Source organism: Pseudomonas sp. ESBL9 (assembly GCF_036668715.1).
GTDB lineage: Bacteria > Pseudomonadota > Gammaproteobacteria > Pseudomonadales > Pseudomonadaceae > Aquipseudomonas > Aquipseudomonas lundensis.
This window is the reverse complement of the sequence record NZ_JAZEVV010000002.1, coordinates 114,131-138,754: the sequence shown is the minus strand read 5'-3', so window position 1 is coordinate 138,754 and position 24,624 is coordinate 114,131. Positions and strand designations below refer to the sequence as shown.

General features: G+C 59.9%; 21 protein-coding genes. 11 read left to right on the top strand and 10 right to left on the bottom strand.

The features are described from left to right. The first annotated feature begins 85 nt into the window (after window positions 1–85). The 3 genes from V6F78_RS07080 to V6F78_RS07070 are packed head-to-tail and all read left to right on the top strand — an operon-like array spanning window position 86 to window position 5,303. Complete coding sequence (locus tag V6F78_RS07080; protein ID WP_047281585.1) at window positions 86–1,177, top strand: efflux RND transporter periplasmic adaptor subunit; 1,092 nt, start codon at window positions 86–88, stop codon at window positions 1,175–1,177. After that, window positions 1,174–2,241 carry an efflux RND transporter periplasmic adaptor subunit gene (locus V6F78_RS07075; protein WP_047296415.1) on the top strand — a complete coding sequence of 356 codons (1,068 nt, stop codon included), beginning with the start codon at window positions 1,174–1,176 and terminating at the stop codon, window positions 2,239–2,241. The genes V6F78_RS07080 and V6F78_RS07075 overlap by 4 nt, the downstream gene beginning before the upstream one ends. Further along, entirely contained in the window at window positions 2,238–5,303 is a 3,066-nt protein-coding gene (locus V6F78_RS07070; protein ID WP_047296413.1) for an efflux RND transporter permease subunit, read from the top strand. The genes V6F78_RS07075 and V6F78_RS07070 overlap by 4 nt, the downstream gene beginning before the upstream one ends. 425 nt (window positions 5,304–5,728) lie before the next feature. Here V6F78_RS07070 and betT read toward each other — a convergent pair whose 3' ends face one another. The 6 genes from betT to hemF form a co-directional block, all read right to left on the bottom strand. Beyond that, the gene (betT, locus tag V6F78_RS07065) at window positions 5,729–7,690 is read right to left on the bottom strand and encodes a choline transporter BetT (protein WP_094987340.1); all 1,962 of its coding nucleotides are present in this window, start codon (window positions 7,688–7,690) and stop codon (window positions 5,729–5,731) included. A 436-nt stretch (window positions 7,691–8,126) separates the two neighbouring features. After that, complete coding sequence (locus V6F78_RS07060) at window positions 8,127–8,531, bottom strand: hypothetical protein (protein WP_332726913.1); 405 nt, start codon at window positions 8,529–8,531, stop codon at window positions 8,127–8,129. A gap of 190 nt (window positions 8,532–8,721) precedes the next feature. Beyond that, a complete protein-coding gene (locus V6F78_RS07055; protein WP_332726912.1) occupies window positions 8,722–9,375 on the bottom strand; it encodes a lipid II-degrading bacteriocin in 654 nt (217 codons plus the stop codon). 324 nt (window positions 9,376–9,699) lie between these two features. Continuing rightward, window positions 9,700–10,026 (bottom strand): DOPA 4,5-dioxygenase family protein, encoded by a 327-nt coding sequence (locus tag V6F78_RS07050; protein ID WP_094991004.1) that lies wholly within the window; start codon window positions 10,024–10,026, stop codon window positions 9,700–9,702. A gap of 40 nt (window positions 10,027–10,066) precedes the next feature. Then, the gene (gene aroE, locus V6F78_RS07045) at window positions 10,067–10,888 is read right to left on the bottom strand and encodes a shikimate dehydrogenase (protein ID WP_047296409.1); all 822 of its coding nucleotides are present in this window, start codon (window positions 10,886–10,888) and stop codon (window positions 10,067–10,069) included. A 22-nt stretch (window positions 10,889–10,910) separates the two neighbouring features. Then, window positions 10,911–11,825 carry an oxygen-dependent coproporphyrinogen oxidase gene (gene hemF / locus V6F78_RS07040; RefSeq protein WP_047281588.1) on the bottom strand — a complete coding sequence of 305 codons (915 nt, stop codon included), beginning with the start codon at window positions 11,823–11,825 and terminating at the stop codon, window positions 10,911–10,913. A 160-nt stretch (window positions 11,826–11,985) separates the two neighbouring features. Here hemF and V6F78_RS07035 point away from each other — a divergent pair, with 160 nt between their 5' ends. Further along, on the top strand, window positions 11,986–12,963 hold the full coding sequence (locus V6F78_RS07035; RefSeq protein ID WP_047296407.1) for an NADPH:quinone reductase: 978 nt from the start codon (window positions 11,986–11,988) through the stop codon (window positions 12,961–12,963). A gap of 62 nt (window positions 12,964–13,025) precedes the next feature. Here the strand turns inward: V6F78_RS07035 and V6F78_RS07030 are convergent, their stop codons facing one another. Both V6F78_RS07030 and dprA read right to left on the bottom strand, forming a co-directional pair. Beyond that, window positions 13,026–13,583 (bottom strand): L-threonylcarbamoyladenylate synthase, encoded by a 558-nt coding sequence (locus V6F78_RS07030; RefSeq protein WP_047278952.1) that lies wholly within the window; start codon window positions 13,581–13,583, stop codon window positions 13,026–13,028. A gap of 36 nt (window positions 13,584–13,619) precedes the next feature. Beyond that, on the bottom strand, window positions 13,620–14,726 hold the full coding sequence (dprA, locus tag V6F78_RS07025; RefSeq protein WP_047278954.1) for a DNA-processing protein DprA: 1,107 nt from the start codon (window positions 14,724–14,726) through the stop codon (window positions 13,620–13,622). A gap of 567 nt (window positions 14,727–15,293) precedes the next feature. Here dprA and def point away from each other — a divergent pair. From def to V6F78_RS07000, 5 genes are all read left to right on the top strand, one after another. Next, window positions 15,294–15,800, top strand: coding sequence for a peptide deformylase (gene def, locus V6F78_RS07020; RefSeq protein WP_047278956.1), 507 nt, complete (start codon window positions 15,294–15,296; stop codon window positions 15,798–15,800). Between the two features lie 156 nt (window positions 15,801–15,956). After that, entirely contained in the window at window positions 15,957–16,922 is a 966-nt protein-coding gene (gene fmt / locus V6F78_RS07015; protein WP_047296406.1) for a methionyl-tRNA formyltransferase, read from the top strand. Continuing rightward, window positions 16,919–18,229, top strand: coding sequence for a 16S rRNA (cytosine(967)-C(5))-methyltransferase RsmB (gene rsmB / locus V6F78_RS07010; protein ID WP_047278958.1), 1,311 nt, complete (start codon window positions 16,919–16,921; stop codon window positions 18,227–18,229). Before fmt ends, rsmB begins: the two co-directional genes overlap by 4 nt. Before the next feature lie 21 nt (window positions 18,230–18,250). Beyond that, a complete protein-coding gene (gene trkA, locus V6F78_RS07005; protein ID WP_332726911.1) occupies window positions 18,251–19,627 on the top strand; it encodes a Trk system potassium transporter TrkA in 1,377 nt (458 codons plus the stop codon). Between the two features lie 12 nt (window positions 19,628–19,639). After that, window positions 19,640–19,945, top strand: coding sequence for a hypothetical protein (locus V6F78_RS07000; protein ID WP_047279624.1), 306 nt, complete (start codon window positions 19,640–19,642; stop codon window positions 19,943–19,945). A 49-nt stretch (window positions 19,946–19,994) separates the two neighbouring features. Here the strand turns inward: V6F78_RS07000 and V6F78_RS06995 are convergent, their stop codons facing one another. Continuing rightward, complete coding sequence (locus V6F78_RS06995; RefSeq protein WP_047281616.1) at window positions 19,995–20,882, bottom strand: lysophospholipid acyltransferase; 888 nt, start codon at window positions 20,880–20,882, stop codon at window positions 19,995–19,997. Between the two features lie 89 nt (window positions 20,883–20,971). Further along, entirely contained in the window at window positions 20,972–21,529 is a 558-nt protein-coding gene (locus tag V6F78_RS06990; protein WP_047296404.1) for a DNA-3-methyladenine glycosylase I, read from the bottom strand. A gap of 81 nt (window positions 21,530–21,610) precedes the next feature. On the opposite strand from V6F78_RS06990, the gene glyQ reads away from it, so the two are divergent. Together glyQ and glyS are read left to right on the top strand one after the other, a co-directional pair. Beyond that, a complete protein-coding gene (gene glyQ / locus V6F78_RS06985; protein WP_003437964.1) occupies window positions 21,611–22,564 on the top strand; it encodes a glycine--tRNA ligase subunit alpha in 954 nt (317 codons plus the stop codon). Further along, window positions 22,561–24,615: a glycine--tRNA ligase subunit beta gene (glyS, locus tag V6F78_RS06980; protein ID WP_047279626.1), complete on the top strand. Its 2,055-nt coding sequence runs from the start codon at window positions 22,561–22,563 to the stop codon at window positions 24,613–24,615. Before glyQ ends, glyS begins: the two co-directional genes overlap by 4 nt. The last annotated feature ends 9 nt before the right edge of the window (window positions 24,616–24,624 follow it).

Sequence of the window (24,624 nt, the reverse complement as noted above, 5' to 3'; positions counted from 1 at the left end):
CACATAGAATCCCACGGACACTGAACCCTGTTCTACGCTGTCAGTCGTATCGTCAGCTAAAACAGCATCACGCAAAGGAGCCTGCATGGCTGGTCCACGAAGTATGGGTATGTTGGGCGTCAGCCTGGTGGTATTGCTGACCGCGTGCGGTAAAGAAGCCCCCAAAGAGCCTCTGTCGCCACGGGTGTATGTACAGCAAGTGAACACGCGCGAATTTGCTCCCCCGATTCAACTTAGCGGTGACATTCAGGCGCGGGTCGAAACCCAGCTTTCCTTCCGCGTGGGCGGCAAGATCATCGAGCGCAGCGTGGACGTTGGCGATCACATTCAGGCCCATCAAGTGCTGGCGCGCCTGGACCCCAAAGACTTGAAAATCCAGGTCGCCACGGCTCAGGCCAGCGTCAGTGCCCAGCAGGCGCAAGTGGTGCAGACCCGCGCCGCATTTATTCGTCAGCAAAAACTGCTGCCAAAAGGCTATACCAGCCAAAGCGAATACGATGCCGCCAACGCCGCCCAACAGAGCGCGCAAAGTGCGCTGGCCGCCGCTCAGGCGCAGTTGGCCAACGCCCGCGAACAGTTGAGTTACAGCAACCTCGAAGCCGAAGCGCCGGGCGTCATCACGGCGCGGCAGGCCGAAGTGGGGCAAGTGGTACAGGCCACCATGCCGATTTTCACCCTGGCCCGCGACGGCGCCCGGGATGCGGTGTTCAACGTCTACGAGTCGCTGTTTATCGAACCGCCCAAAGACCCGACCGTACAGGTCACGCTGTTGAGCAACCCGCAGATCAAGGTCAAGGGCCAGATCCGCGAAATCACCCCCACCGTGGCCGCCCAAAGCGGCACCCTGCAAATCAAGGTGCAGCTCGATGAACTGCCCAAGGGCATGGATTTGGGCTCGATTGTCACCGTCAACCTGACCCCGCCGCCGAGCCGCAGCATCGAACTGCCCTGGTCGGCGCTGACCAAAGACGTCAGCGAGCCCGCCGTGTGGCTGGTGGACGGCACTAACAACGTGCGCCTGCAACGGGTCAAGGTCGGGCGTTACCTGACCGGCAGCGTGATCATCAATGAAGGCCTCAAAGACGGAGAGCATGTGGTGGTCGCAGGCGGACAACTGTTGCACCCCGGTATGCAGGTCGAAATTGCCCCCACGCCAGCCGGGGGCACTCAACTATGAAGCCTCTGTGGATGGTGCCCCTGGCGGCCGCCCTGCTGGTCGGTTGCTCTGAAGAAAAAGCCCCCGAGCCGGTGCGCCCCGCGCTGTTCGTGGTGGTCCAGCCCGAGCTGACGGAACACTTCGGCCGCTTTGCCGGCACGATCGAAGCCCGCTACGAAAGCACGTTGGGCTTTCGTGTGCCGGGGCGCATTGTGCGGCGGTATTACGACGTGGGCGCGGTGGTCAAACAGGGCGATATTCTGGCCAACCTCGACCCCACCGATCAGCAGAACCAACTGCGTTCGGCGCAAGGCGATCTGGCCAAGGTGCAGGCACAGCTCATCAACGCGCAGGCCAACGCCCGGCGCCAGCAAGAACTGTTCGACCGTGGCGTCGGCGCCCAGGCGCAACTCGACACCGCCCAAGCCGACCTGAAAACCACCGCCGCGTCCATGCAACAGGCCGTGGCGGCGGTCAATCAGGCGCAAGACCAACTCAGTTACTGCAACCTGCGCGCTGACCATGACTCCGTCATCACCGACTGGAAGGCCGAAGCGGGCCAAGTGGTGAGCATCGGTGAAGAGGTCGTCACGCTGGCCCGCCCCGAAATCAAGGAAGCAGTGATCGACCTGCCGGGGCCATTGGCCGAGGCGTTGCCCAAAGGCATCGAATTTCAAGTGGCAGGGCAGCTCGATCCCAACGTGAAAACCACCGCCCGTGTGCGGGAAATCGCCCCACAGGCCGACAGCGCCACCCGCACCCGGCGTACCCGCCTGACACTGGACCAGACGCCACCCGCGTTCCGCCTGGGCAGTTCGGTCAGCGTGACGGTCAGCAGCCCGATTGCCGAGCATTTCGAGCTGCCCGTCACCGCCCTGCAAGAAACCGACGGCAAAACCCGCGTATGGATCATTGACACGCCCTCGCACACCGTCAGCCCGCACGAGGTCACCGTGCTGCGCCGCGACGCACACACGGCGCTGTTGAGCGGCGGCCTTAAAGGCGGCGACAAAGTGGTCATCGCCGGGGTCAACAGCCTCATGCCCGGACAGAACGTCAGACTGGATAAGGAAAGCTCGCAATGAATGGGAAGAAGTTCAACCTGTCCGAGTGGGCCCTGAAGCATCAGTCGTTTGTCTGGTATTTGATGTTCGTCTCGGTGCTTGCCGGGATCTTTTCGTACATGAACCTGGGGCGCGCCGAAGACCCGAGCTTCGCCATCAAAACCATGGTGATCCAGACCCGCTGGCCGGGCGCCACGGTCGATGAAACCATGCTGCAGGTCACCGACCGGATCGAGAAAAAACTCGAAGAACTCGACTCCCTGGACTACGTACAAAGCTACACCCGACCCGGTGAATCCACGGTGTTCGTGTTCCTCAAGGACACCACCGAGGCCAAGGCGATCCCACAGATCTGGTACCAGGTGCGCAAGAAGATCGACGACATTCGCGGCGACTTCCCCCAAGGCATTCAAGGCCCGGGGTTCGACGACGAATTCGGGGATGTGTACGGCACGATTTACGCCTTCACCGGCGACGGCTTCACCATGCGCCAGCTGCGCGACTACGTCGAGCACGTGCGCACCGGGATTCGCGACGTGCCCAATCGCGGCAAGGTGATGACCATTGGCGAACAGGACGAAACGTTCTACCTGAACTTCTCGACTCGCAAACTGGCAGCGCTGGGGCTGGATCAGCAGCAAGTGCTGCAAAGCCTGCAAGCACAAAACGCCGTGACCCCGGCCGGGGTGATCGAAGCGGGGCCGGAGCGCATGTCGGTGCGCACCTCCGGGCAATTCCACACCACTGAAGACCTCGAAGCCGTCAACCTGCGGGTCAATGACCGGTTCTATCGCCTGGCGGACATTGCTGAAATCAGCCGGGGTTACGTTGACCCCGCCGAGCCGATGTTTCATTACAACGGCAAACCCGCCATCGGCCTCGCCATCGCCATGAACGATGGCGGCAACATTCAGGAGTTCGGGCAGCAACTGCAACAACGCATCGAAGACCTGACCGCCGAGCTGCCGCTGGGTGTGGACGTACACATGGTGTCGGACCAGGCCCAGGTGGTTGAAGTGGCCGTGGGCGGCTTCACCAGTGCGCTGTTCGAAGCGGTGATTATCGTGCTGGGCGTGAGCTTTATCAGCCTCGGCCTGCGCGCCGGCCTGGTGGTGGCCATCTCCATCCCGCTGGTGCTGGCGCTGGTGTTTGTGTTCATGGAATTTGCTGGCATTGCCATGCAGCGGGTGTCGCTGGGTGCGCTGATTATCGCCCTCGGCCTGCTGGTGGACGACGCGATGATTACCGTGGAGGTGATGATTACGCGGCTCGAAATGGGCGAAAGCAAGGAGGAGGCGGCCACGTTTGCCTACCACTCCACGGCCTTCCCGATGCTCACCGGTACGCTGGTGACGGTCGCCGGTTTCGTGCCCATCGGGCTCAACAACAGCTCGGCGGGCGAATACACCTTCACCCTGTTCGCGGTGATTGCCGTCGCCATGCTGGTCTCATGGGTGGTAGCGGTGCTGTTCGCGCCGGTGTTGGGCGTGCATATCCTCAGCGCCAAGGTCAAACCCAAGCCCGAGAAGCCCGGCCGTCTGGCCCACGCGTTTGATACAGGGTTGCTGTGGTGCATGCGCCATCGGTGGCTCACCATTGGCGCCACCGTGCTGATGTTCGTGCTGTCGGTGTTCGGCCTGGGGCTGGTGCAGAACCAGTTCTTCCCGTCGTCGGACCGACCTGAAATTCTCGTGGACCTGAACCTGCCGCAAAACGCGTCAATCGCTGAAACCCTCAAGGTCACTCAGCGCTTTGAGGACACCCTCAAGGGCGACCCGGACATCGTGCGCTGGAGCAGTTACATCGGCGAAGGGGCGATCCGTTTCTACCTGCCGCTGGATCAGCAACTGCAAAACCCGTTCTTTGCGCAACTGGTGATCGTCAGCACCGGGCTTGAGAGCCGCGATGCGCTGATGGCGCGACTGGAAAAACGCCTGCGCGACGATTTTGTGGGCGTCGGCACCTTCGTCCACACCCTTGAACTGGGGCCTCCCGTGGGGCAGCCGCTGCAATACCGGGTCAGCGGCCCGAACATTGATCAAGTGCGCAAACACGCGATTGATCTGGCCACGGTGCTGGATACCAACCCCAACGTCGGCGAAATCAACTTCAACTGGAACGAACCGGGCAAAGTCCTGCGCATCGACATTGCTCAGGACAAAGCGCGCCAGTACGGTTTGTCATCCGAAGACGTGGCGCGCGTGATGAACAGCATCGTCAGCGGCGCGGCGGTCAGTCAGGTCAAAGACGACATTTATTTGATCAACATTGTCGGCCGGGCGGTGGGCACCGAGCGCGATTCCCCGGAAACCCTGCTTAACCTGCAAATCACTACCCCGAGCGGCACCTCTATCCCGCTACTGGCCTTTGCCTCGGTGCGTTACGAACTGGAGCAACCGCTGATCTGGAGCCGTGACCGCATCCCGACCCTGACCCTCAAGGCCTCAGTACGCGGCAGCATGCAGCCGACCGATCTGGTAGCCGACCTCAAGCCAGCGATTGATAAGTTTGCGGCCGACCTGCCGCGTGGCTACACGCTGCAAACCGGCGGCACGGTCGAGCAAAGCGCCAAGGCGCAAGGCCCGATCGCGCACGTGGTGCCGTTGATGCTGTTTTTGATGGCGACCTTTTTGATGATCCAGTTGCAGAGCGTGCAGAAGATGTTTCTGGTGGCCAGCGTCGCGCCGCTGGGGCTGATCGGCGTGGTGCTGGCGCTGGTGCCGACCGGCACGCCCATGGGTTTTGTGGCGATCCTCGGGGTGCTGGCGCTGGTGGGCATCATCATTCGTAACTCGGTGATTCTGGTGACACAGATCGACCAGTTCGAGCGCGACGGCTACGACCCGTGGCACGCCGTGGTGCAGGCGACTGAACACCGTCGTCGGCCGATCTTGCTCACCGCTGCGGCCGCCAGTCTGGGCATGATCCCGATTGCCCGCGAAGTGTTCTGGGGGCCGATGGCCTACGCCATGATTGGCGGCATCATCTCTGCCACCTTGCTGACCCTGCTGTTCCTGCCCGCACTGTACGTGGCCTGGTACAAAATCAAGGAGTCGAAGGAACCAAGCCCGGTCGCCAAATAATCGAGGCAGGGGGGCGTGTTCGCGAGGCCTAAGGAGGGGCCAACGCCCCAACCCGCTACCGCAGAAAGAGGGTGGCAGCTGTGCGCGGGTGTGCAAGACCGGTTATTGGGACCCGGCAGACCCTAAGATCTCCCGCGCACAACTGCCATAACGCAGGTGCAGGCGCGGAGCCTACCAAGCGATATGACAAGTTGAAATCCAATAATCGGGCTTGCACGCCCGGACGCTGAAAATTCAGCGACGGCGCGGACTATAGGCAGCCCGTAACGGCCATCACAATGGGGGCAAACGCGAGCAAGCCTGATCCCACAACAGTCAGGGAAAGGTCCGTAGAGCTGGCCGACCCCGCGTTGCCTGCTGATGAGCAACAAGGCCTAGCGCGCGCCCAACCACAAGCCCGCCCATGGCGGGCGGGCTTGTGACCATCAACGCACCAAATGCAGGAACTGCATGTGGCGCTCGTACTGGTCGAGGATGTCGTTGATGATTTGCTCTTTGGTGTAGCCCGTCAGGTCGTAGTCCTGGCTGCCTTCACTCAAGTGCACTTCGGCGCGGTAGTAACGGCGGTTACGCAGCTCTTTGGGCCCCATGCCACCCCGGGCGAACGACGGGGTGAAGTAGCCGCGCATCTGCACTTGGTACACGAACGGGTGTTCGTCACCGTGGCCGATTTCAAGGCTGACGTTGTCGTTGGCCGGGTCGGGCTGGGTGACCACGTTGAGGCCTTTCTCAAGGAACACTGCGCTCACTTCTTCAATCGCCGGGCGCACGGTGGTGTCCATGAAACGGTACACCTCGTCACGAGACGGGAAGTGCACGGCCTGACTCAAGCGCTGACGCCAGCCGCCACGCCCGCGGCGCGAAGCCGAGACCGGTGCCAGTGAGTGCATTTGCGCGATTTTCTTCTGCGACTCCAGATAGAACGCCTTGTGCAGGCCCCACATCATCAGCAACAGAATCAACGAGAACGGCAACGAGGTCAGCACCACCGCCGACTTCAGTGCATCAATGCTGCCGGAGAACAACAGCGCACTGGTGACCAGCGCCGTCATCGCCCCCCAGAACACGCGCAGCCATTTCGGACCGTCTTCGTCCGCGCTACCGCCACGGGCCGACAGGGTGGACAGCACCACGGTGCCGGAGTCGGCCGAGGTCACGAAGAACACAAAACTGATGAACACCGTCACGGCGATCACGGTTTTGCTCCACGGGTAGGTTTCCAGCAGCAAGTACAGGGTGCGCGACGGGTCGTCGATAGCCGACTGGCCTAGGGCAACCATGCCGTGGTTGAGCACTTGGTCGATGGCGCTGTTGCCGAAGATGGACATCCACGCCAGGGTGAAGCCCAACGGGATCAGCAGCACGCCAAACACGAACTCACGGATGGTCCGGCCACGGGAAATGCGCGCAATGAACAGGCCCACAAACGGCGACCATGCGATCCACCAGGCCCAATAGAACACGGTCCAGCCACCCAGCCAGTCGCTTGGCTTGTCGTAGGCGTACACGTCGAAACTCTTGGTCGGCAGCGAGCCGAGGTAGTCACCGATGTTTTGCACCAGGGTGTTGAGCAAATGCTGGGTCGGCCCGGCAAACAGCACAAACAGCAGCAGGGCGCAGGCCAGCAGCATGTTGATGTCGGACATCACCCGCACGCCTTTATCGACGCCAGCAATCGCCACCAAAATGGCAGCGCCCATCATCAGCGTGATCAGGCCCACCTGCACCCATTGGGTGTGCGGCATGCCAAACAGGTAGTCGAGGCCAGAATTGAGGTGCAGCACCCCAAAGCCCATATCGGCGCCCAGACCGAACACCGTGGCGATGATGCCGAAGCCATCCACGGCGTAGCCGATAGGCCCGTTGATACGCTTGCCAATCAGCGGGTAAAGCGCCGAGCGCAGCGCCAGCGGCAGGTTGTGGCGATACGCAAAGTACGCCAGCGCCATGCCGACAAACGCAAACACACCCCAGCCGTGCAGGCCCCAGTGCAAGAACAGCAACTGCATGCCCTGACGCGCAGCCTCGGCGTTACCGGCCGGGCCTTGCGGCGGGTTGAGCATGTGCGTCAGGGGTTCTGAAACGCAGAAGAAAAATAGCGTGATGCTGATCCCGGCGGCGAAGAGCATGCCCGCCCAGGACAGGTAACTGAACTCAGGTTCGTCGTGGTCGGCACCGAGCTTGATCTTGCCGTAGCCGGACAAGGCGGTGACGACCACGAAGATCAGATACAGAGTCATCGCTAGCATGTAGTACCAGCCGACCGTATTGGCCGCCCAGTTTTGTGCTGCCAGCAGCCATTCACCGGCCGCGGCGGGCATGGCAATCACCACCACGCCAAAGATCAGGATAAAGATCGCCGCGAAGTAGAAAACCGGCGGGTTCATGCGGATGGGAGACGTCTCGGACGTCAGCGGTACACTCATCGGATGTGCACCTTATAGAGGTAAAACGTGAGCAAAAAGAGCGGGTTCGGCAAAGGTAAGCCTCCTGTTGTGAGCGGGCAGCGGACCACCGTTTTAAGTTGAACGAGGATTCAAGTTAAACATAGATGGCCTTTTAGAACTAATCGCTGACCACGCCTTCACGCCTAATACGTTAGCGCATGGCAAGGTATGACACATGGCCATGATCAACGTTCAGCCGTTGTCACAAGGGCCTATCAGCGCGATGCGGGTGCCTCAGGAAGGACGCGTTTTCGACGCTGAAAAAAAAGAAAAATCTTCGCCACGAACTGTTCAAAAAGCAATCAGTTTAGGAGCGTTCGATCATGCGATTAGGTGGTGCATGAAAACTCATGATCGAGCGTACTTTTTTGAGCGTTTAGACATTTCTTGGTACCGAAATTACCACGAGAGCGATTACCATCACGTAAATCGCCCCACCCAGCACACTGAAAAATGTGTCAAGTGTGTACCCGGAAAGTATTAAAATCCCCAGCAAGGAGGTCATTACCAACAAGCTATTAAAGAGCAGAAATACTATTACTTTAAACTTATATGAAGCGGTGGCGATCCGGGTAGAAATAAGTACTCCCAAGCTTGCCATCAAAACTGCAACAAACCCAATACAGAGTAGTATTGCAACGTAAGTCATTACTGCAGGAACACCTGTTGTGTCTGAAAGATTTGAAGGATTTTCAGCCACGTCGTGGGTTGCCATAAACGAACAAAAGCACGCAACCCCGAATAAAAAAATAGAAACAATTGAGGTTTTAAACAGATTCATTAAAATATTCCACGCTCTTTTTAGCACTAGGGAATTGCAGTATAACTCTTTAGTAAAAATCCAGCGCATTTCACATTTTACTACTCCAAGGGTAGCACGTTTTAAAATTGCCATTTTACTTCGCGCCGTCAACTCACCGTAACGTTCTCCAACAATGTCATCACGGTTCTTTCAATCTCAAGCCTATCAATTATTGACCTACCATATTTACCGAAATTTCGCCTGGCATTTCTATGGTGTATACATATCGCATAACTTTACCAAGAGTTGAAGTGAGTGTTTCGCCTAACCAATTACGATGATTCGACGGGTTCGCATCATATCTACCGTTAAATGCTCGTATTGCGCCATTGAAAGACCAACTACCGCTGGCATATTTGTCCACTTGGCCTACAACTCGTAAAGTGATATTCCCTAATACCAACCCAGAAGAAACACTGTCCTTTGTCACGTTATAGGGAAACTTTACGTCTAGCGTGCTCTTCCCAATTGGGTTAGCGCTGTGAATTGCGTTCATCACATCAGAAATCTGCGATAAATTCACCTTCAATCCAATGTTATTGATGGGAAAACTTACGGTTTCTCCCATCCCGTCTATTGCGTGCTGAAGGGCGTGCAACGCCGTTAGGGGCCCGCCTGAAAAGACTCTACCTTTGGTCGGGTATTTGATTATGTTTTCATTGATTTGCTGGCACGCTTTCAAATTACGGACAATCTTGTTTAGAACCATACTCAAATCGCCACCTTCTGCACACATCTGATCTGCAGCGGCCAATGCCTTTAATTCTATTTTTGCATATAAATGCCACCCAAAAGGCTTCACTACTTCTTGAAAAGTTTCCAAGTAATTAGGTCCCGCGTAATTGTTGATTCTTGACTCCAATGACACAGCAACCGGATTTGGCAAACCACGAGGGAAGCTCTGCCCAGAGTTAAGGGCTGGCTCTGAGGGGGAATACTGACCTCCGGAATTAAATTCTGGATATGCCGTTACATAGATAGGAGGTAATGTAGTTGTCATAAATAGTCTTATAATTATTATGATGGATCATACAATTATTAAACCTAGACTCACCTACCAAAAAAACCACAAGAAATATGTTCTGATTAGTGTCAGACACTTCTTAAAAACATTTATTCACTCATAAATTGATGTTGCCCTCACGTTTCAGAACACCGACAAATCCAGCGGCCGAATCGCCCCCATCCAGATCGCATGTTCGGTGTGATCCAGCAGGTCGTCGCCCGTTTCAGGGTGTAAAAACACCACCAGCCCGTTGCGATGCAGCGCCAGCCACGGCAAGACCACGCCGATCAACTCAGGGCCAAATGCCAACTGGCAGCTCCAATCGGGGTGCGGGCCGACCGGTTTTTCGTGGACGCGCCCCATTTGCAGCTTGAAAAGGCGCGTGGCTTCTTCAGCGAGGACGCGCGCCTGGTCGAGGGTCGTGGCGTCGAAGTAGAGGTGAGCGTGATAGCCCTTGATGCGTTGCATGAGTACCTGTTGAAGACGATGCCAAGGCTTGAGGTGTGCTTTACAGCGCCAGCAACCGGCGCAATTGCACCAGCGCGGGGGCCGTGTCCGGGCGCACGCCGCGCCACAGGTAGAAGGCTTCTGCGGCCTGTTCGGCCAGCATTCCCAAGCCGTCCATGACCTGCCCCGCGCGGTGTTCGGTGGCCCACGCACAAAACGGCGTTGGCTCTTTGCCATACATCATGTCGTAGCACAGGGTGTTGCCTGGCTCGATCAGGCTGCTGGCAATGGGCGGGACTTCACCGGCCAGGCTGGCCGATGTCGCGTTGATGATCAGATCGACCGGTTCACGCAGCCAGTCAAAACCACTGGCGGCCACGGGGCCAAGGTCGCTGAACAGTTCGGCCAGTTGTTCGGCTTTTTCGACCGTGCGGTTGGCGATGGTCACTGAGGCCGGGCCTTGCGCCAAAATCGGCTCCAGCGCGCCACGCACCGCGCCGCCCGCGCCCAGAATGAGGATGCGCTTGCCCTTGAGGCTGAACCCCGCATTGACCGTCAAATCACGCACCAGCCCGGCGCCGTCGGTGTTGTCACCCAGCACACGGCCATCGGCCAGTTTGCTCAGGGTGTTCACCGCGCCAGCCCGGAGCGCACGAGCGCTCAACTGATGGGCAAAGCGGTAGGCCTGCTCTTTGAAGGGCACGGTGACATTTGCCCCGCGTCCTTGTGTGAAAAACGCGGTGGCGCAACCCGTAAAATCATCCAGCGGCGCCAGCAGGGTGTCGTACTGCATGGCCTGCCCGGTTTGCTCGGCAAACAGACGGTGCAGCACCGGCGATTTGCTGTGGGCGATCGGGTTACCAAAAACGACGTAACGGTCCATCAGGCAAATTCCTCGGGCAATGTCAGGCGTTGGCCAGCCAGTCTCGGTCTTGCAGGAAGTAGTCAGTCAAACGCGCTTCCGGGCTGCCAGGCTCGGCTTTCCAGTCGTAGCCCCAGCGCACCTGTGGCGGCAACGACATCAGGATCGACTCGGTACGGCCCCCGGACTGCAGGCCGAACAAGGTGCCACGATCGTAGACCAGATTGAACTCGACGTAGCGGCCACGGCGGAATTCTTGAAACTCGCGCTGCTGTGCTGTGTATTCATCCGCCTTGCGGCGCTGAACGATCGGCAGGTAAGCGTCGATATACGCATCGCCAATGGCACGAATGAAAGCGAAGCAGGTGTCGAAATCCCACGCGTTCAGGTCATCAAAGAACAGGCCGCCGATGCCACGGGGCTCGTTGCGATGCTTGATGTGGAAATAGGTGTCGCACCAGGCCTTGTAACGCGGGTACACCTCGGCGCCAAACGGCGCGCATGCCTGCTCGGCAATGCGGTGCCAGTGCACGCAGTCTTCTTCGACGGCGTAGTAGGGCGTGAGGTCGAAACCGCCACCGAACCACCAGACCGGCTCTTCGCCTTCTTTTTCAGCGATGAAAAAGCGCACGTTGGCGTGGGAAGTCGGCACATGCGGGTTGTGCGGGTGGATCACCAGCGACACGCCCAGGGCTTCAAAACCACGGCCCGCCAGTTCAGGGCGATGCGCGCTGGCGGACGGCGGCAAACCGCTGCCGAAGACGTGGGAAAAGTTGACGCCGCCTTTTTCGATCACGTGGCCGTTTTCGATCACGCGGGTACGACCGCCACCGCCTGCCGGACGCTGCCAGGCGTCTTCAACGAAGCGCGCGCCGCCGTCTTCGGTTTCCAGAGCGGTGCAAATACGGTCTTGAAGGTCAAGCAGATAGGCTTTCACAGCCTCGGTGCGGGTAGTCATGACATCACCTTGAATAGGTCAAAGCTACGCGGCACTTCGTCAGAGCGGGGCCGGCGGCAAAGGGCCGCTAGCATACCACCGCGTCCCGCCTCCTCGCAGTTGACGAAGATCACGCTTAAGCGTTGGATGTAGCCTTCGTGAACCAGCGAGGACAGTGCAGATGGCTAAACGTATTCAGTTTCAGGCCCACGGCGGCCCAGAAGTGCTTGAGTTTGTTGACTACACCCCCGCCGAGCCAGGCCCGCAGCAGGTGCGGGTGCGCAATCAGGCCATCGGTCTTAATTTCATCGACACCTATTACCGCAGCGGTTTGTACCCGCTGCCCGAGCTGCCGTCCGGGCTGGGCAATGAAGGGGCGGGGGTGGTGGATGCCATCGGCAGCGACGTGCACAACGTCAAGGTCGGCGACCGCGTGGCCTACGGCACCGGCCCGCTGGGGGCTTACAGCGAGTTGCACGTGTTGCCCGCCGCGAATGTGGTGAAGCTGCCCGATGACATTTCGTATGAAGAGGCCGCCGCCGTGATGCTTAAGGGCCTCACAGTCCAGTACTTGTTGCGTCAGACCTATGAACTCAAAGGCGGCGAAACCATTCTGTTCCACGCGGCGGCCGGTGGTGTGGGTTCGATTGCCTGCCAATGGGCCAAGGCGCTGGGCGTGAAATTGATCGGCACGGTCAGTTCCCCGAAAAAAGCAGCATTGGCCAAAAAGCTGGGCGCGTGGGCAACCATCGACTACAGCCACGAAGATGTGGTTCAGCGGGTTCTGGAACTGACCGACGGCAAGAAATGCCCGGTGGTGTACGACGGCGTCGGTAAAGATACGTGGCTGACGTCTCTGGACTGCCTGTCGCCGCGGGGGCTGATGGTCAGCTTCGGCAACGCATCGGGCGCCGTGACGGGTGTGAATCTGGGGATTTTGTCGCAGAAGGGCTCGTTGTATGTCACACGGCCAACATTGGCGTCGTATGCCAATACCCCCGCGAACCTGCAAAAAATGGCAGACGAGCTGTTCGAGATGATCCGCAGCGACAACATTACGGTGGACATCAGCCAGCGCTTTGCCTTGAAAGACGCCGCTAAGGCACAGACCGAACTGTCAGCACGCCGCACGACCGGCTCGACGATTCTGGTGCCTTGATCTCAACCCGCCGGCAGCCGCTGGCGAAGGCCTCTCAGCCTGCGACAGCGGCCCCGCGTTGATCAGGCCGGGCGAACCACTTTGCCCGTCGCCAGATCGCGAATCAGGCTCGGGTTTTTCCGCCCACCCAGGTTGCCGCCCAACACATGGTCGATTTGCCCCCGGAAGTATTGCTCCACCTTCAGCCGCGTCCGCGCAGCCGGCAAACCCGCCGGGTTGGCAGACGTCGAGACGATCGGGCCCACCAATGAACACAGTTCGCGCACCAGCGGGTGATCGCTCACGCGCAATGCCACGGTGTCGTGCACGCCGGTAATCCACTCGGGCAACAAGCCCTGGTGCGGCACCAGCCAGGTGTTCGGCCCCGGCCAAGTGCTGGCCATGCGGTCGAGCCAGTCCTGGGGGAAGTCCTCAAACAGGAAGTCGAATTGGTGAATATTGTCGGCAATCAAAATCAGGCCTTTATCCACAGGCCGCGACTTGATGGCCAGCAGCCGTTCTACCGCGTCTTCATCCCATGGGTCGCAACCCAAACCCCAGACCGCTTCGGTGGGATAGGCAATCACCGCGCCCGCGCGAATGGCGGTTGCGGCTTGCTGTACGCGCCAGGTGCTGATCATTGAATGTCTCCAGATATGTGCTGTGCGCAAGTGTACTTAGCTGGCGCGAGCAAACCAACGTCCGCCCTCCAGGACCACGTGGCCTTCTAGCTCCAGCTCGGTCAGGGCGGCGAGCAGGGTGGGCAATGCCCATCCGCTGGCACGGGCCAGGCCTTCGCTGGTGTAGGGCGATGCCTGCAACAATTGCACGAGCGGATGACAACTTGGCGTGAACAATCCACCGGTGGACACCGGCATTGAGCGCCAGCCGCGCAGCCCTTCCAGAATGTGCTCAACGGTTTCCACCAGCGTAGCCCCGTCGCGGATCAATTGGTGACAGCCCCGCGCGCCGGGGTGGTGGATGGACCCGGGCAGGGCGTACACCTCTCGCCCCTGTTCGGCCGCCAGCCGCGCCGTTATCAGCGAGCCGCTGGCCACGCTGGCTTCCACGACCAGTACCCCCAGGGATAAACCGCTGATGATGCGGTTGCGACGGGGGAAGTTGCTGGCGTGTGGTCCGGCGTCCAGCGGGAGCTCTGAAACAACGGCGCTGCCGCTCGCAATCATGGCCTCAGCCAAGGCCCGATGGCGCTGTGGATAAAGTTTTTGCAGACCGGTGCCGAGCACCCCGACGGTCTGCCCGCCGATGTCCAGCGCGGCCTGATGCGCGGCGCCATCAATCCCCAGCGCCAGCCCGCTGGTGATGACAAATCCGGCGCCCGCCAAAGCGCGGGAAAACGCACTGGCGGTGTCCAGCCCCGGCCGCGAAGCGCGTCGGCTGCCGACCATGGCCAGCTGTGGTTTTTCCAGAATCGACGGCGCGCCCGCCACAAACAACAGGGGCGGCGCATCGCTGAGTTCAGCCAGCAAGGCCGGGTAATCGGGTTGGTCGTGGAGCAGCAGATGCTGGTTGCAGCCCTCAAGCCAGCGCAATGCAGCGCTTGCGCCGTCGCGCACCTCAACACTGCGCCGGGCTTCGGCGCACACCGCCGGCAAGCCCAGCGACCGCCACGCACTGGCAGGCGCACTGAGCGCCGAGCTGGCTGAGCCAAAGGCATTGAACAGGGTGTAATAACGACGCGGGCCAACTTCAGGCAAGCGGTGAAGGCGCAGACGCGCTTCCAGCTCTGCCGGGGAAATACGCGAACATTCAGACAGCGACATAGGATCATCCTTGATCTGTTTCACCAGCGTTACGAAGCCAATAACCTGTGGATAACTCTGTTAACAAGTTGTTTGGGAAAATCGCCCGCCGGGACGGCAGGGCGGCGCGCTACCCTTGAAATACAAGCGGCATTCCCCACCTTAGTAGAACGATTCAGCCAGACAGCGAAGAGGCAAAAGGCCACTTGGCCGAATCGCATGAGAAGTGGGCATTACCCCTCAGGCCCTGCACGCATCCGACTCACAATCAACGCAGGCGGGGCCTGAGTTTCAGCGCAAAATGGCAGCGGCAAAACGCGACAGCGGGTGTCATACCCGCTGACAAACGAGCGTTCGGCGGCAGGTTACAAAGTGCTACAAGCGCCAGACCGCAAGGCGCGCGTACCGTGCAGCCCGGCAGCTAGTCGTTTCATCCGCGGGGGAATCCCTTTATTATGTGCGCTCGCGTGAAACGCTTGAGCCCGAGCGGGTTCTCTCTGAAAGAGACGTTTTGCACAGGTTGCCCGAGTCCTCAGGACCCACCTGACAACCGTTATTAATCTTTCATACAGTGCAGCAATTACGCCTATGGCCATCTTGAACATCCTCGAATTCCCAGACTCGCGACTACGCACCATCGCCAAGCCCGTGGAGGTTGTGGACGACGAAGTGCGTCAGTTGATCGATGACATGTTTGAAACCATGTACGAAGCGCCGGGCATCGGTCTGGCAGCGACCCAGGTCAACGTCCACAAGCGCATCGTGGTCATGGACCTGAGCGAAGACCGCAGCGCACCGATGGTCTTCATCAATCCGGTGTTCGAAACCCTGACTGACGAGATGGACCAGTACCAGGAAGGCTGCCTGTCGGTGCCGGGGTTCTACGAAAACGTGGACCGCCCGCAGCGCGTCAAGATCAACGCGCTGGACCGTGATGGCAAACCGTTCGAAATGATTGCCGAAGGCCTGCTGGCCGTGTGCATCCAGCACGAGTGCGATCACCTCAACGGCAAGCTGTTCGTCGATTACCTGTCTAATCTCAAGCGTGACCGGATCAAGAAGAAGCTGGAAAAACTGCACCGCCAGAACGCCTGACCGGCCCTGTGACCGCCGCCCCCGCACGAGGCGGCGATCCCGCGCGACGCGGCTTTGATCCGGGCAACACCGATAGGCCTCAAGCCCCCGCCACCGGGGCTATCGGTAGTTCCCGGGATTATTCCCGCGCATTCCCCCATTCCAAGTGAGTAATCCATGACTGAGCCACTGCGCATCGTCTTTGCCGGCACCCCAGAATTCGCCGCTGAACACCTCAAGGCACTGCTCGACAGCCCTTACGAGATCGTCGCGGTTTACACCCAACCGGATCGTCCGGCCGGGCGCGGGCAAAAGCTGATGCCAAGCCCGGTCAAGCAACTCGCGCTGGAACACTCTATTGCTGTCATGCAGCCGCCCACTTTGCGTGCGCCTGAGGCCCAGGCCGAACTGGCCGCGCTCAAGCCGGATTTGATGGTGGTCGTGGCCTATGGCCTGATCCTGCCGCAAGCCGTGCTCGATATTCCGCGTCTGGGCTGTATCAACAGCCATGCTTCGCTGCTGCCACGCTGGCGCGGTGCGGCGCCGATCCAGCGGGCAATTGAAGCGGGCGACAGCGAAAGCGGCGTGACCGTGATGCGCATGGAGGCCGGTTTGGACACCGGCCCGATGCTGCTCAAGGCCGTTACCCCTATCACGCGTGAAGACACCGGCGGCAGCCTGCATGACCGTCTGGCCGAGTTGGGCCCGCCTGCGGTGATCGAAGCCATTGCCGGTCTGGCAGCCGGTACGTTGGTGGGCGAAGTGCAGGACGACAGCCTCGCGACCTACGCCCACAAGTTGAACAAAGACGAAGCACGCATCGACTGGAATCGTCCGGCAAGTGAGCTTGAGCGACAGATTCGCGCTTTCAACCCATGGCCGATTTGCCACACCACGTTGAATGGCGAAACCATGAAAGTGCTCGCGGCAAAAATACCTTACGTGAGCCATGTGACGACGCCGGGGGAAGTGATAGGCGCAACCAAGGGTGGTCTTATCGTGAGCTGCGGGACAGGTGCTTTGTCGCTGACACGCCTGCAATTACCCGGTGGCAAAGCGCTGAACTTCAGCGACTTTTTCAACAGCCGCCGTGAGAAATTCGCAGTCGGCACCACCCTCGGTGAAACGGAAAAAGCCCAATGAACCCGCGTCTGGCCGCCGCCAAGGCACTGACAGCTGTTCTGAACGGCAAAGCGTCGCTTAACAGCTCGTTGCCATTACAGCTGGATAAAGTCGAAGTCCGCGATCGCGGCCTGACCCAAGACCTCGCATTCGGCACGGCGCGCTGGCAGCCACGGCTGTCGGCGCTGGCCAACAAACTGCTGCAAAAGCCCTTTAAAGCGGCAGACGCTGACGTTGAAGCGTTGCTGCTGGTCGGCCTGTATCAACTGCTCTACACCCGCATTCCCGCCCACGCCGCCATCGGTGAAACCGTGGGGTGCGCCGACAAGCTGAAAAAGCCGTGGGCCAAAGGGTTGCTCAATGCCGTGTTGCGCAATGCCCAGCGCGAAAGCGAGGCGCTGCTGGCCGAGCTGGAACACGACCCGGTGGTGCGCACTGCCCACCCGCGCTGGTTGCAAAAATCCCTGAAAGCGTTCTGGCCTGAGCAATGGGAAGCCATCTGCGCCGCCAACAACGCGCATCCGCCCATGATTCTGCGGGTCAATCGTCGTCATCACAGCCGCGACGCCTACCTGCAATTGCTGGCGGACGCGGGCGTCCAGGCGACGGCTTGTGCCTTCAGCCGGGACGGTATCGTGCTGGCCGAAGCCTGCGACGTGCGTCACCTGCCAGGCTTTGCCGAAGGCTGGATCAGCGTGCAGGACGAAGCCGCACAACTGGCGGCCGACCTGCTCGATCTGGCACCCGGCCAGCGCGTGCTGGATGCCTGCTGCGCACCGGGCGGCAAAACCTGCCACATCCTTGAAGTTGAACCCAACCTCGCCGGCGTGGTGGCCGTGGATCTCGAAGCCAAGCGTCTGGTGCGCGTGCGCGAGAACCTTGAGCGACTGGGCCTGAGTGCCGAACTGATAGCTGCCGACGGCCGCGACACGGCCACATGGTGGGACGGCAAACCGTTCCAGCGCATTTTGCTGGATGCGCCTTGCTCAGCAACGGGCGTTATCCGACGCCACCCGGACATCAAGCTGACGCGTCAGCCAGACGACATCGCCGCCCTCGCGACCTTGCAAGGTGAGTTGCTGGACGCCATGTGGCCGACGCTCGACGTCGGTGGCATCCTGCTCTACGCCACGTGCTCAACGCTACCGACCGAGAACACCGAGGTGATTGAAGCATTCCTCGCCCGCACACCGGGTGCGCGAGAGCTGGACATCGCCGGGCAATTCGGTCTCAAGCAACCGCACGGGCGCCAACTACTGGCCCAGGAAGGCGGGCACGATGGCTTCTATTACGCCAAGTTGATCAAGATCGCAGCCGCTCGCGGCTAATCGAGAACAGGAAATGACGGCATGAAAATCATCATCCTCGGCGCAGGCCAGGTCGGTGGCACCCTGGCAGAGCATCTGGCCAGCGAAGCCAACGACATCACAGTGGTCGATACCGACGGCGAACGCCTGCGCGACCTCGGTGACCGCCTCGACATCCGCACCATTCAGGGCCGCGCTTCACTGCCCAATGTACTGCGTCAGGCGGGCGCCGACGATGCCGACATGCTGGTGGCAGTGACCAACAGCGACGAGACCAACATGGTCGCCTGCCAAGTGGCGTACTCGCTGTTCCACACACCCACCAAAATTGCCCGGGTGCGTGAATCGGCCTACCTGAGCCGGGGCGAAGAGCTGTTCGACAACGACGCGATTCCGGTCGATGTGCTGATCAGCCCCGAGCAAGTGGTGACCAATTACATCAAGCGCCTGATCGAACACCCCGGTGCCTTGCAGGTGATCGACTTCGCGGAAGGCAAGGCGCAATTGGTGGCGGTCAAGGCGTACTACGGTGGCCCGCTGATTGGTCAGCAATTGCGCCAACTGCGCGAGCACATGCCGAATGTGGATACACGGGTGGCGGCGATTTTCCGACGTGATCGGCCAATTACGCCCCGTGGCGACACGGTGATCGAGGCCGACGACGAAGTCTTTTTCATCGCCGCCCGCGCCAACATTCGCGCCGTGATGAGCGAAATGCGCCGCCTGGATGAAAGCTACAAACGCATCGTGATTGCTGGCGGCGGCCAGATCGGCGAGCGGCTGGCCGAAGCCATCGAAAGCCGTTATCAGGTCAAGATCATCGAGATGAGCGCTGCCCGTTGCCGCTACCTGTCGGACACACTCGACAGCACCGTGGTGCTGCAAGGCAGCGCTTCGGACCGCGACCTGATGCTGGAAGAAAACATCGCGGATGCCGACCTGTTCCTGGCGCTGACCAACGACGACGAAGCCAACATCATGTCGTCGCTGCTGGCCAAGCGGCTGGGGGCGAAGAAGGTCATGACCATCATCAACAACCCGGCGTATGTAGACCTGATTCAGGGCGGCGAAATCGACATCGCCATCAGCCCTCAGCTGGCCACCATCGGCACCTTGCTGGCCCACGTGCGGCGCGGCGATATCGTCAGCGTGCACTCACTGCGCCGCGGCGCGGCCGAAGCCATCGAGGCCATCGCTCACGGCGATTCGAAGTCAAGCAAGGTGATCGGGCGGAGCATCGGTGAAATCCACCTGCCACCCGGTACCACCATCGGCGCAATCATTCGCGATGAAGAAGTGCTGATTGCCCACGACGCCACGGTGATCAATGCCGGGGACCATGTGATTTTGTTCCTTGTGGATAAAAAGCATATTCGCGACGTCGAGAAGCTGTTCCACGTAGGACTGAGCTTTTTCTAAGGAGCCAGACGGATGTTGGATTCACTGGAAAAGATGTTGGCCAAGGGTGTGGATAACGCATTGCTGCGCTTTGGGCTGGGCAAGGGTTATCTCGACCTTGGGGATCACCTCAAGGCGGTGCAGCACCTGCAATGCTGCGTGACCTTTGATCCCAAGTACTCTGCGGCGTGGAAGTTGTTGGGCAAGGCGCACCTGGCGGCCGGGGATCGGGCCGCAGCGCGTTCGGCGTGGGAGCAAGGGCTAGCGGCAGCGCAGGCCCATGGCGACAAACAAGCCGAAAAAGAAATGACCGTGTTTTTGAAAAAACTCGACAAGTAGTCGCCGCCGCAGCCTGCGGCAGCCACTACAAGGTCGGTCGGCGGGCGCGTTAGTACCAGCGCGCCTCGCCCGGCGGACGCTTTTTGAAGCGTTTCATGCTCCACATGTACTGGCTCGGGTAAGCCCGCACGTACTTTTCCACCACTTGGCTCATCGCTTTGCACGACGTTTCGGTGTCGGTGCTGTACATGGCTTCGGGCGCCGCTTCCAGAATCACTTTGAAGCCCGAGCCGTCAGGCAGGCGCAGGGCGTGCAGGAACACCCCCACGGCTTTGCCGCCCGCCAGCATGTTGGGCACAAATTTGCTGGTCAGGGCCTGAGTGCCGAGGAACGGCACGAAAATACCTGCCGATTCCGCGGGCTCGGGGTCGGCCGGGATACCGACCTGACCGCCTTTGCGCACTTCCTTGATGACACTCAAGATGCCTTCTTTGGTCGACGCGGCCACGCGGTTGCCCAGTTGCACGCGCTGTTTGCGCAGCAGTTCGTCCACCGCCTTGAGCTTGGGCGGACGGTAGAAAATGATCGGCTTGCACTGGCTGCAATAGAAGTGATTGAGCACTTCCCAGTTACCCAAATGGCTGGTGATCCCGACCACGCCCTTGCCAGAGGCCAGCGCGTCCTTGAGCACCTGCAGCCCCTCGACTTCACGCACCAGGTCGATGGAGCGCTGGGCAGGCCAGATCCACGCGCAGGCACTTTCCGTCAGGCTTTTGCCGATGTCCTTAAGGCTTTGGCCCACCAGTTGCTCGCGGGCAACCGGGTCCATGTCCGGGAAACATTTCGCGAGGTTGATGCGCACCACTTCCCGCGAACGGTTCGGCAGTTTCCACATCAGCCAGCCGATGGCCGACCCCACACGTTGCACCGCGCCCCACGGGAGCATGGCAAACACGCGCAACGCCCCGACCAGCAAGGCACCTTTAAACTTTTCCACAGGGGGTTCCCATTCAATACAAAAACAGCGTTTGTCGTCGCTGACCAAGCACGAGGCGGCGACCACAGGGTTCAAGAGTGGCCAGCATTCTAACCGCCGTTTGCCAGCTCCGCGTAGCGGTAGCAGGTGGTGGCGTGGTCCATGACCATGCCACTGGCTTGCATGAAGGCATAGCAAATGGTCGGTCCGACGAACGTAAACCCGGCTTTTTTCAGGCCTTTGCTCATGGCTTCGGCCTCGGGGGTGACGGCCGGAAACTCATGCCGTTCGGTGAAGTGATTGATCTTGGGCGTCCCTTGCACAAACGACCACAAGAACGCCACCGGGTTGTCCAGCGCCAGCCAGGCCTGGGCATTGCGCCGGGCGCCCACCACTTTCAGGCGGTTGCGAATGATCCCCGGGTCTTGCAGTAACGTCTCTATCTCGGCGTCGCTCATCACCGCCAGACGCTGGGCATCAAAGCCAAACATGACCTGGCGATAGTGCTCGCGTTTCTTCAGAACCGTGATCCATGACAAGCCGGCCTGGAACCCTTCGAGCAATAACAACTCGAACAACCCGTGCGCATCGCGCAACGGTACGCCCCACTCCTGATCGTGATAGGCCATGTACAGAGGATCATCCGAACACCAGAAACAACGTGCCATAAAGGCTCCAAGAGGTGGAGGCGCGACCGAATCGGGTATACTCCCGCTCTTTAAATCGCAGCCCAAGAAACAGGTGAATTTGTGAGCCAGCCTACGCCAGCAGTGCGTACCTTCCAAGACTTGATCCTCGCCCTCCAGCAATACTGGGCCGAGCAAGGTTGTGTGGTGCTTCAGCCCTACGATATGGAAGTGGGCGCCGGCACATTCCATACCGCCACTTTTTTGCGCTCCCTGGGCCCAGAAACGTGGAACGCCGCTTATGTGCAGCCCAGTCGTCGCCCGACTGACGGCCGCTACGGCGAAAACCCGAACCGTTTGCAGCACTACTACCAGTTCCAGGTGGTCTTGAAGCCAAACCCGCCTAATTTCCAGGAGCTGTACCTGGGCTCGCTGAAGCACATCGGCCTCGACCCGCTGGTGCACGACATCCGTTTCGTTGAAGACAACTGGGAATCGCCAACCCTGGGCGCCTGGGGTCTGGGCTGGGAAATCTGGCTCAACGGCATGGAAGTCACCCAGTTCACCTACTTCCAGCAAGTAGGCGGCATTGAGTGCTACCCGGTAACCGGCGAAATCACCTACGGCCTTGAGCGACTGGCGATGTACCTGCAAGGCGTGGATTCCGTCTACGACCTGGTCTGGACTGACGGTCCGTTCGGCAAAGTGACCTACGGCGACGTGTTCCACCAGAACGAGGTCGAGCAGTCGACTTACAACTTCGAACACGCCAACGTCGACAAACTGTTTGAGCTGTTCGATTTCTACGAAAGCGAAGCCAAGCGCCTGATCGAACTCGACCAGCCGCTGCCGTTGCCAAGCTACGAAATGGTGCTCAAGGCATCGCACACCTTTAACTTGCTGGATGCGCGCCGCGCCATTTCCGTGACGGCCCGTCAGCAATACATCCTGCGTGTGCGTACCCTGGCGCGTTCGGTGGCTCAGGCGTACCTCGAAGCGCGCGCCAAATTGGGCTTCCCGATGGCACCCCCTGATTTGCGTGATGAAGTGTTGGCTAAGTTGGAGGCTGCACAATGAGTGCTCAAGATTTTCTGGTTGAACTGGGCACTGAAGAACTGCCGCCAAAAGCCCTCAGCACACTGGCCGACGCCTTTCTGGCCGGGATTGAAAAAGGCCTGCAAAACGCTGGTCTGAACTTCACCGCGAAAAAAGTCTACGCCGCGCCGCGTCGTCTGGCCGTGCTGTTGACGCAGCTCGACACCCAGCAACCGGACCGCAGCATCAACATCGACGGCCCGCCACGTCAGGCCGCGTTCGACGCTGAAGGCAACCCGACGCAGGCGGCTCTGGGCTTCGCCAAAAAGTGCGGCGTTGAGCTGAGCGAAATCGATCAGAGCGGCCCGAAACTGCGTTTCAGCCAGGTGATTGTCGGCAAGCCGACCGCCAGCCTGCTGCCGACCATCGTTGAAGATTCGTTGAACGACTTGCCGATTCCAAAGCGCATGCGCTGGGGCGCCCGCAAGGAAGAGTTCGTACGTCCGACCCAATGGCTGGTCATGCTGCTGGGCGACGAAGTGGTCAACTGCACGATCCTCGCGCAGACAGCCGGTCGCGACTCCCGTGGTCACCGCTTCCATCACCCTGAAAGCGTGCGTATCACCTCGCCGGCCAACTACCTCGAAGACTTGCGCAAAGCCTATGTGCTGGCCGACTTCAACGAGCGCCGCGAGTTGATTGCCAAGCGCGTGGCCGAGCTGGCGACCCTGCAGGAAGGCACCGCCATCGTGCCGCCAAGCCTGCTCGACGAAGTGACCGCACTGGTTGAGTGGCCTGTGCCGCTGGTGTGCTCGTTCGAAGAACGCTTCCTCGATGTACCGCAAGAAGCGCTGATCACCACCATGCAGGACAACCAGAAGTACTTCTGCCTGCTGGACGTGGATGGCAAGTTGCTGCCGCGCTTTATCACCGTGGCCAACATCGAGAGCAAAGACCCGCAGCAGATCATCTCGGGTAACGAGAAAGTCGTGCGCCCACGTCTGACGGACGCTGAGTTCTTCTTCAAGCAAGACAAGAAGCAGAAGCTCGAAGACTTCAACCTGCGCCTGCAAAACGTGGTGTTCCAAGCGCAGTTGGGCAGCGTGTTCGACAAAGCCGAGCGCGTGTCCAAACTGGCTGCGTTCATCGCGCCACGCATTGGCGGCGACGCCCAGCGTGCTGCCCGTGCTGGTTTGTTGTCCAAGTGCGACCTGGCCACTGAAATGGTGGGCGAGTTCCCGGAGATGCAAGGCATTGCCGGTTACTACTACGCCCTCAACGACGGCGAGCCGGAAGACGTTGCACTGGCGCTCAACGAGCAGTACATGCCACGTGGCGCAGGCGCTGAACTGCCAGGCACCCTGACCGGTGCGGCCGTGGCCATCGCTGACAAGCTCGACACCCTGGTCGGCATCTTCGGGATCGGCATGTTGCCTACCGGCAGCAAAGACCCGTATGCCCTGCGCCGTGCAGCGCTGGGTATCCTGCGCATCCTGATCGACAAAAAACTCGACCTCGACCTGACTGAAGCCGTTAATTTCGCGGTGACCGCGTTTGGCGCCAAGATCAAGTCGGCGGGGCTGGCGGATCAAGTGCTGGAATTCATCTTCGACCGCCTGCGTGCGCGTTATGAAGACGAAGGCGTGGACGTGGCCACTTACCTCTCGGTACGTGCCCTGCAACCGACCTCGGCGCTGGACTTCGATCAACGCGTGCAAGCCGTACAGGCGTTCCGTCAATTGCCGGAAGCCGCTGCCCTGGCGGCCGTGAACAAGCGCGTGTCGAACCTGTTGAGCAAAGTGGACGGCACCGTGTCGACCCACGTTGAAGCCAAGTTCTTCGACAATGCCAGCGAGTTCTCGCTGTACTCGGCCATTCAAAAGGCCGATGAAGCGGTGCAACCCATGGCCGCTGCCCGTCAGTACAACGAGGCCCTGACCCGTCTGGCGGCGTTGCGCGAGCCAGTGGATGCATTCTTCGAAGCCGTGATGATCAACGCTGACGACGCCAACGTGCGGGCTAACCGCTACGCATTGCTGGCGCGCCTGCGCGGTCTGTTCCTCGGCGTTGCCGACATCTCGTTGCTGGGCTAAGGGGCTGCT

What these genes read in the sequence shown, in the direction of transcription:
- def (WP_047278956.1), top strand. Translation starts at nt 15,294, where the DNA reads ATGGCCATCTTGAACATCCTCGAATTCCCAGACTCGCGACTACGCACC.
- V6F78_RS07070 (WP_047296413.1), top strand. Translation starts at nt 2,238, where the DNA reads ATGAATGGGAAGAAGTTCAACCTGTCCGAGTGGGCCCTGAAGCATCAG.
- V6F78_RS07030 (WP_047278952.1), bottom strand. Translation starts at nt 13,583, where the DNA reads ATGATCAGCACCTGGCGCGTACAGCAAGCCGCAACCGCCATTCGCGCG.
- glyS (WP_047279626.1), top strand. Translation starts at nt 22,561, where the DNA reads ATGAGTGCTCAAGATTTTCTGGTTGAACTGGGCACTGAAGAACTGCCG.
- betT (WP_094987340.1), bottom strand. Translation starts at nt 7,690, where the DNA reads ATGAACCCGCCGGTTTTCTACTTCGCGGCGATCTTTATCCTGATCTTT.
- aroE (WP_047296409.1), bottom strand. Translation starts at nt 10,888, where the DNA reads ATGGACCGTTACGTCGTTTTTGGTAACCCGATCGCCCACAGCAAATCG.
- hemF (WP_047281588.1), bottom strand. Translation starts at nt 11,825, where the DNA reads ATGACTACCCGCACCGAGGCTGTGAAAGCCTATCTGCTTGACCTTCAA.
- rsmB (WP_047278958.1), top strand. Translation starts at nt 16,919, where the DNA reads ATGAACCCGCGTCTGGCCGCCGCCAAGGCACTGACAGCTGTTCTGAAC.
- V6F78_RS07075 (WP_047296415.1), top strand. Translation starts at nt 1,174, where the DNA reads ATGAAGCCTCTGTGGATGGTGCCCCTGGCGGCCGCCCTGCTGGTCGGT.
- dprA (WP_047278954.1), bottom strand. Translation starts at nt 14,726, where the DNA reads ATGTCGCTGTCTGAATGTTCGCGTATTTCCCCGGCAGAGCTGGAAGCG.
- V6F78_RS07080 (WP_047281585.1), top strand. Translation starts at nt 86, where the DNA reads ATGGCTGGTCCACGAAGTATGGGTATGTTGGGCGTCAGCCTGGTGGTA.
- V6F78_RS07000 (WP_047279624.1), top strand. Translation starts at nt 19,640, where the DNA reads ATGTTGGATTCACTGGAAAAGATGTTGGCCAAGGGTGTGGATAACGCA.
- V6F78_RS06990 (WP_047296404.1), bottom strand. Translation starts at nt 21,529, where the DNA reads ATGGCACGTTGTTTCTGGTGTTCGGATGATCCTCTGTACATGGCCTAT.
- V6F78_RS07050 (WP_094991004.1), bottom strand. Translation starts at nt 10,026, where the DNA reads ATGCAACGCATCAAGGGCTATCACGCTCACCTCTACTTCGACGCCACG.
- V6F78_RS07060 (WP_332726913.1), bottom strand. Translation starts at nt 8,531, where the DNA reads ATGAATCTGTTTAAAACCTCAATTGTTTCTATTTTTTTATTCGGGGTT.
- V6F78_RS07035 (WP_047296407.1), top strand. Translation starts at nt 11,986, where the DNA reads ATGGCTAAACGTATTCAGTTTCAGGCCCACGGCGGCCCAGAAGTGCTT.
- fmt (WP_047296406.1), top strand. Translation starts at nt 15,957, where the DNA reads ATGACTGAGCCACTGCGCATCGTCTTTGCCGGCACCCCAGAATTCGCC.
- trkA (WP_332726911.1), top strand. Translation starts at nt 18,251, where the DNA reads ATGAAAATCATCATCCTCGGCGCAGGCCAGGTCGGTGGCACCCTGGCA.